The sequence below is a fragment of the Bartonella sp. PS7NMGDW genome (genome assembly GCF_042193585.1).
GTDB classification, from domain to species: Bacteria; Pseudomonadota; Alphaproteobacteria; order Rhizobiales; family Rhizobiaceae; genus Bartonella; species Bartonella grahamii.
Genome location: NZ_JBHILX010000004.1, coordinates 154,605 through 161,385, shown reverse-complemented (window position 1 = coordinate 161,385; position 6,781 = coordinate 154,605). Strand labels below are relative to the sequence as shown.

The 6,781-nt window shown below is 35.1% G+C and carries 7 protein-coding genes and 1 pseudogene; 1 reads left to right on the top strand and 7 read right to left on the bottom strand.

Annotated elements, in window-relative coordinates:
* The 7 genes and pseudogenes from ACFIKJ_RS03745 to ACFIKJ_RS03715 form a co-directional block, all read right to left on the bottom strand.
* Positions 1–1,425: DUF6990 domain-containing protein (locus ACFIKJ_RS03745; protein ID WP_375670267.1), on the bottom strand; the 1,425-nt coding region annotated here is incomplete at its 3' end.
* Between the two features lie 5 nt (positions 1,426–1,430).
* A pseudogene (locus tag ACFIKJ_RS03740) lies at positions 1,431–1,529 on the bottom strand (SMI1/KNR4 family protein); the annotation flags it as partial.
* 70 nt (positions 1,530–1,599) lie between these two features.
* A complete protein-coding gene (locus ACFIKJ_RS03735) occupies positions 1,600–2,154 on the bottom strand; it encodes a biotin transporter BioY (RefSeq protein WP_375653805.1) in 555 nt (184 codons plus the stop codon).
* 246 nt (positions 2,155–2,400) lie between these two features.
* Positions 2,401–2,970, bottom strand: a complete 570-nt coding sequence (locus ACFIKJ_RS03730; RefSeq protein ID WP_375626819.1) for a biotin transporter BioY — start codon at positions 2,968–2,970, stop codon at positions 2,401–2,403.
* 15 nt (positions 2,971–2,985) lie between these two features.
* Positions 2,986–3,624: an energy-coupling factor transporter transmembrane component T family protein gene (locus ACFIKJ_RS03725; protein WP_375626854.1), complete on the bottom strand. Its 639-nt coding sequence runs from the start codon at positions 3,622–3,624 to the stop codon at positions 2,986–2,988.
* Positions 3,621–4,301 carry an energy-coupling factor ABC transporter ATP-binding protein gene (locus ACFIKJ_RS03720; RefSeq protein ID WP_012754688.1) on the bottom strand — a complete coding sequence of 227 codons (681 nt, stop codon included), beginning with the start codon at positions 4,299–4,301 and terminating at the stop codon, positions 3,621–3,623. Before ACFIKJ_RS03720 ends, ACFIKJ_RS03725 begins: the two co-directional genes overlap by 4 nt.
* 40 nt (positions 4,302–4,341) lie before the next feature.
* Complete coding sequence (locus tag ACFIKJ_RS03715; RefSeq protein WP_375626823.1) at positions 4,342–5,769, bottom strand: amino acid permease; 1,428 nt, start codon at positions 5,767–5,769, stop codon at positions 4,342–4,344.
* A gap of 164 nt (positions 5,770–5,933) precedes the next feature.
* Between ACFIKJ_RS03715 and ACFIKJ_RS03710 the strand changes: the two genes are divergently transcribed.
* Positions 5,934–6,272, top strand: a complete 339-nt coding sequence (locus tag ACFIKJ_RS03710) for a hypothetical protein (RefSeq protein ID WP_375653804.1) — start codon at positions 5,934–5,936, stop codon at positions 6,270–6,272.
* Positions 6,273–6,781: the final 509 nt, after the last annotated feature.

The following is a 6,781-nucleotide window of genomic DNA, read 5'->3' as shown; positions in this document are numbered from 1 at the left end:
ATAAGCTGTAGAAAAACCAAGTGTTGAAAGAGAAACCTTGAAGGTAACAAATGGTGTCTCTCCGTTTTTATCAAGGTTGTACACTATATTAATGATACGATCTTTCTTTATAAAATAAGCATTGCAATTGTAATTTTTATCACGATAGACTGTCCAGTCCATCCTTTTTAAGTCTTCAGAAACTGTATTAAGAAAAGACAAATCTTGTAAACTAAGACGATCATCTATAGCTTTTCGCTCATTAAGGATTTTCAGATATTCTTCAGCAAATTGAACGGCCTGGTTAATATATCTCTCTACTTCACGGTCATCCAAAATTTCAGAAATCGTACCTGCTTCTAAAAAATTTTGATAAGATTTCAGAACATCAATTTGACCTGTCAATGCTAAACAAGCCAAATGCCAGACTATACGTATATTGTAGCTATACTTTTGAACACGTGTTTTGCTTTCTATTGATGCTTGTAAATCTTGGGCACGTGCCCACTGTATTATCCGCTCAGAGATTTTGATAAGCTCTTGCTCATCTAATGTCTCTACACAAATATCAATGCCTTTATCAAAACCACTAAAAATCCCCCCCCCAATCGTGTTAAAAGAATTATAAAGCCCCGTAGGAGAAACGCACCAATATTCCTCACTATAGTGAATACAATTGCAAGCGACAGAAATCATTTCATTAGATATTTCAGCTTCAATACGGACATTGTAATTGTCATGGAGACGTATAAAACCAAAATCAAATTGAATGAAGCGGTCGGGCAAAATCAACCACATTTTTCCAGGCTCCGTAGAAAACCACCCTTGTGTTTTGAGAACGCGCATTGCTGCTGTGAGGCTTATCGAGCGCTGTTTGGTTTTTTTGCGCGTTAGAATATCATCCAACTCCCCATTTTTATAGGCTTGCGCAAAAAAAAGCAGGCGATCATCCGATGTCATTGTTTTATAATCTGCAAATTCTGGCACAGATAGTTTTGGAGTAGATCTATCACTCCTTAAAGCCTCCATATCACCAAGTAATGCTTGTGCAACGGCAGAATGATCAGCAGCTTCCTCGCACAACTTTTTTTCAATATCCTGTGCTTGCGCCCATGCAACCACTTTGTTTAAAGCGGTTGTGATATGGCTTTCCAAAAGATCTGGAGCTTTAACATTAAAATCCTCCTTCGCGTAAAACAGCACGTCTCCATATTTACGCTGTGATTTTTCACCTCTAGAATATTCCCAGCCAAGACAATAAGCAGCGGTGGTGAGATCAGCCGAAAGCAAAAACTCTTTGCCTCTCTCTCCATAATTTTTTACACCATAGCCTATGCCCACAATGCAGTCAGGAAGATGATAATGCGCGAAAGTATCACCCACGTTATCACGATAAGGCTCCCAGCCCAGTCTTTTTAAAATCTCCGTGACATCTTTGGTTTGCATCGTCATTACCGTGCGTGCTCTTTAATTCTTTTGCAAAGGAATTCATAAAAATTGCTAGCGTAATATTCAGAATCGCCCAATGGAAACATGACATAAAGTAGACAAAACAGAATGGTATTCTGTGGTGATTTTTAATCCACATACATTTGGCAAAAATTATTCTTCAGTACAGAACTACCCCTTTTCCGGATGAATGAGAGGAACGATTTTCTTAATAGTCAACGCTACAAAGGATGCAATCAGCACTTTCAAGAAACCACCAGCCAAAAAACCTAATGAACTTATTAAAACTGTTAGCAAAGGAACCTGAGTCATATAAGCTACCCATGGTATTCCAAAAGAATAGACTATCCCAATACCGCACACAGTATTTATCACAAATAATATTATGAAATTTAACCGCTGCCAAAACAATTCTACCATAAAGCCAATAAAAAATGCAGCAAATGGAAAACTAATCAGATAACCACTCGTAACTCCTGAAAAAACACTAATTCCACCACGACCACCAGGCAATAGAGGTAATCCAATCGCAACAAGAATAAGGAAAAGAAGTGATGCTAAAGCTCCCCTTTTCGCTCCAAGTATAGAGCCTGCTAACATCGGAGCCATAGACTGAGCTGTAATAGGGACACCCAGTAAAAAAGGAAGATAAATAGGAGGGAAAAGACTCAAAACAGCGTAAATAGCGGCAAATAAAGCAATATAAACTAAGTCTTTTGTATTCACTGAATTATTCCTTCACTATGGAAAATATTTCGTTAATGTTCTATAATTAATAAAAAGTATCAGATTTATAAAAGTACACTTTAAATGCCTTAGATATAGAGAAAAATATTATAATAATTTATTTTAATAATATCACTTATATAAATCATATTAGATTCTACAATGTTTAATTACATCATAGATTACTATGGTTAAATTCAGTAAACTTATTGTGATACATGAATATTATATAATAAAATAATACATTCATTTTAGCTTGTTCTTATTATGCTTTGAATGAATGAGAGGAACAGATCTTTTAATCGCGAGTGCAACAAAGGATGCAATCAGCACTTTTAAACAATCGCCTATCAAAAAACCTGATGAAGCCATTAAAACCTTCAGTAAAGAGACTTTGGTCATATACGCTGTCCATGGAACACCAAAAGAATAAACTATCCCAATGCCACCAACAGTATTTATCACAAATAATGTTATAAAATTTAACCGCTGCCAAAACAATTCTACCATTAAACCAATAAAAAATGCAGCAAATGGAAAACCTATTAAGTAACCACTTGCAATCCCTGAAAAGACACTGATTCCACCACGACCACCAGGCAACAGAGGTAATCCAATCGCAACAAGAACAAGAAAAAGGAGTGATGCTAAAGCACCCCTTTTTGCCCCAAGAATAGACCCTGCTAGCATCGGTCCCATCGATTGAGCTGTAATAGGTACCCCTAGAAGAAAAGGAAGATAAATAGAAGGGAAAAGTCCTAAAATAGCATAAATAGCGGCAAATAAAGCAATATAAACTAAATCTTTTGTATTCATTTGATTCTTCTTTCACTATAAAAAACTTTGATTATTATGAAATGCTGTATCAATGGTATCAGCATCATAAGAACGCGCTTCCAATGCTTCAGCCACTTCTGAAGCCATTCTTATGGTTCGTATAATTAAAGGTATCGCAAGAGCGACAATGTTAGTATTAAGTCCCCGTGCTTGCTGTGCTTCATGTACCTCATTAAACTTTTCACTCAAAAGAGGAATAAACCTGATCGCCATAGAAATAACCATACTCACTTTTGATGGATTTATACCAAAACAGCAAAAAGGCTGAAGCCAGACTTCAATTGCATCCACCATATCTGAAACTTTTGTTGTGAATGAAACAAGTGATGATAAAGAAAAGAGGATAACAAGACGTAATATGACCTCAACCCCCGTAAGCCAACCGCTAAAAATAGTTTGAAATACAAATAGAAGAACCAAAAGCAATCCCATCGATTTAAATTGCTTTATCGCAGTTTTGAGAGGGACCTTGGCGACTCTATAGAATAAGATGACCAACAACAAAAATAACCCAAGAAGCGCTATGGAAGAAACCATTATTATAAAAGTTCCACACGCCGCAAGAAATAATAACTTAACTCCAGGACTTAACCTATGAATAAACGTATCCCTTGGAATATATAAACCGATCATGACATTCTTCTTATATACTCCTTGATAGCAACAAAAGGTACATCATCAATTGCTATCTCCCCCTTATCAAAAACCAGCACTCTATCAAACTTTTTCAAAAACTCCAAATCATGCGATACAACTATTGCCGTTTGTGGTAATTCTTCTATCACTTGCGTAACGCGATGCTTATTTCGCAAATCAAGTAATGTCGTCGGCTCATCAAAAATAATGTAGTCTGGTTTCATTGCAACTACACCGGAAATAGCAACGAGTTGTTTTTGCCCACCACTTAATAAATGGACAGCGTGATTTCTGAAGTCTTGAAGTTCGTAGCGCTGTAAAATTTCATCTACACGCTCCTTAATTTCATCTTTACTAAGCTTTAAATTTTTGAGACCAAATGATAAGTCCTCTTCAACTAATGGTAAAACAATCTGATTATCGGGATTCTGAAATACAAATCCAACTTTACGCTTTACTGCTTTTGCATCGCGCTTGGTATCAAGCCCATCAACGCTTACAAAACCGTGAGATGGTAATTGGAGTCCATTAATAAGACGAACAAATGTACTTTTTCCAGAACCATTCGCACCTATAACAGCAATTCGTTTTTCGGTAAGCTGTACAGTAATATTCCTTAAAACACACAAATCACCAAAAACTTGTGTTACCTCATCAAATTTTATAGTCCCCAAGATTTATTCCAATCAATCCGTTTTATTAGCTCTTCTTTCTCTATCGTCTCAGTTTATAACCTAAAAGTAATAATAAGCACCATAGAGGAATAATAATGACTGCCAAACTCATATCAGGCATCTGTACAGGAATATATGTTTCAAGAAAAGGCACGCTTATTCCTATCATATCAAAAAGTCGAGTCATCAATCCATTTTGCCCAAAACCACTGATAAACATAATGCAAAATAATAAAGCAAGAAAGCAGAGACAAAGATAGTTAGCGTAAGGATATAAACCAAACGCATAAGTAAAGTTGCCTTTTCTGTTCTTATGTGCATTGCGAAATTTCAAATGAACAATAACAATAATAGCCCAAGTAATCACTGCTGCTGCAGTTGCAAGAGCCATGATCCGCATGAAACTATTATCAGGAACAAGAGCATTAAAAACGACAATCAACACCGTACAGAATGATGAAAAAAGGATAGCAATATAAGGAACACGAGCAGCACTCAGTTTACTAAAAATATGTGGTGCATTTTTTTGTACAGCTAAACTATAAAGCATACGTCCATTAGAATAAATGCCACTATTGTAAACAGAAATAGCAGCCATAATCACCACAAAATTCAAAATATGACCAGCAGCAGGAATTCCTATAGTCTCGAAAATTGTAACAAAAGGACTGCCATTTTTTCCAATCATATTCCAAGGGCTGATTATCATAATAACGCTGATAGAACCAATATAAAAAATTATAATCCTCCACATAACTTGACGGATAGCCGCTGGAATTGTTTTTTGTGGATCAGATGCCTCTCCAGCAGCAATACCAATAAGCTCTGTTCCTCCAAAGGAAAACATTACTACAGAAGTCGCTAAAACAACCCCTACTGCTCCATAAGGGAAAAAACCGCCATGGTCCCAAAGATAATGAATATTCGCTTGATTTTCCCCTAGTTCAGTGACAATGAGAAAAATTCCCAAAATAATCATACCAATAACAGCAGCCACTTTGATCAAAGCGCAAGCAAATTCAAATTCTCCATAAAAACGAACATTAAACAAGTTAATGAATGTAACAAATAAAAGAACAATGAAAGATGCTTTCCAATGATCAATCAAAATCCAATGATCAAGATAAAAACCTATCACTGTAAGTTCAGCCATGCTCACAAGAATATAAAGAAACCAATAATTCCAACCTGTTATGAAACCAGCTAATCTCCCCCAATATTTATAAGCAAAAAAACTAAATGCTCCTGAAGACGGCTCTTCTACTGACATTTCACCAAGCATTCGCATAATGAAATACATAATAAGCCCGCCGACAAGATAAGATAAAATGACTGAGGGACCAGCTAATTGAATTGCCTCGGTTGACCCATAAAAAAGTCCTGTCCCAATAACGCCACCCAAAGCAATCATTTGAATATGGCGATTTTGAAGGCTACGCTTCAATTCATTGTGCTTTTTTTCAGACATCATGCCTCATTACTTTTGTTGAACCTAACTTCAACTTTTATCGAAAAATCAGGCACCTTTTTCAAAAAACACAAAACAAACGTAAAATTATTTTCTTATCATAATGCAACCCCTTATTTTTTTGTGCATTATATATATGCCCCGTTGACGTTTTAAGAAAAAATATGCTCCACCATTTATTTAAATTAATGTCCTTCATTTTCGTTACACTAACTATTATAGCATTGGTCATTGATAACGCACACTCTATAATCACATCACATTGGACAACAACCCCCTTTAATAAAATTTTAACAAACCTTCTGCAAACAGATGTCTATCACCTTAACCAATCTCTATGCAAGGTAATGCCTGATTTTCTATCTTCAATTTGCATTACTCTCACTTATTTACCAGCATGGTCTATCTTTGGTGCTTTAGCAATAGTATTTTATATCTTAAATTACGAAAAACAAAAACCTTTTCACAAAATGTCATGTACATATAACGAAGAATACATTTAATCTTGAAAAAGACTTCTAGAGCTCTTTATACTATACACAACCGATATCGCTTAGAGCACCTCACCCTATTAAAACAACTGCAAATCACTTGATCATCAAAATGGATTAAAACGCTTTATTATAAACATATGCGCTCACTTATAATTTCTATAGATAACGATAACATCACTTCATTTGTATCAATTTAAAAAAGTAGCGAATAAATCTAACTTCCATCTATAGAAAACTCTGTACAGAAAAAACTTAACATATTGAAGTTCATATATTTTTATGGATACTTCTCTATACTCCACAAAAACTTTTCTTAATTTTAATACTAGAAATCACATATAAAAAACGTCTTCTAATATCAGCACTCTTTATAAAATTAGAACTTCTTGAAATTAAGGAAGAAGCTTATAAAAATTATTCTACAAGTCTAACTAAATGCGTTAAATAAAAACTAATCTGTAAATAATTGCAATTGTAATAAAGAATATTTCGCAGCTTCCTCCCATTGTGATATCCAC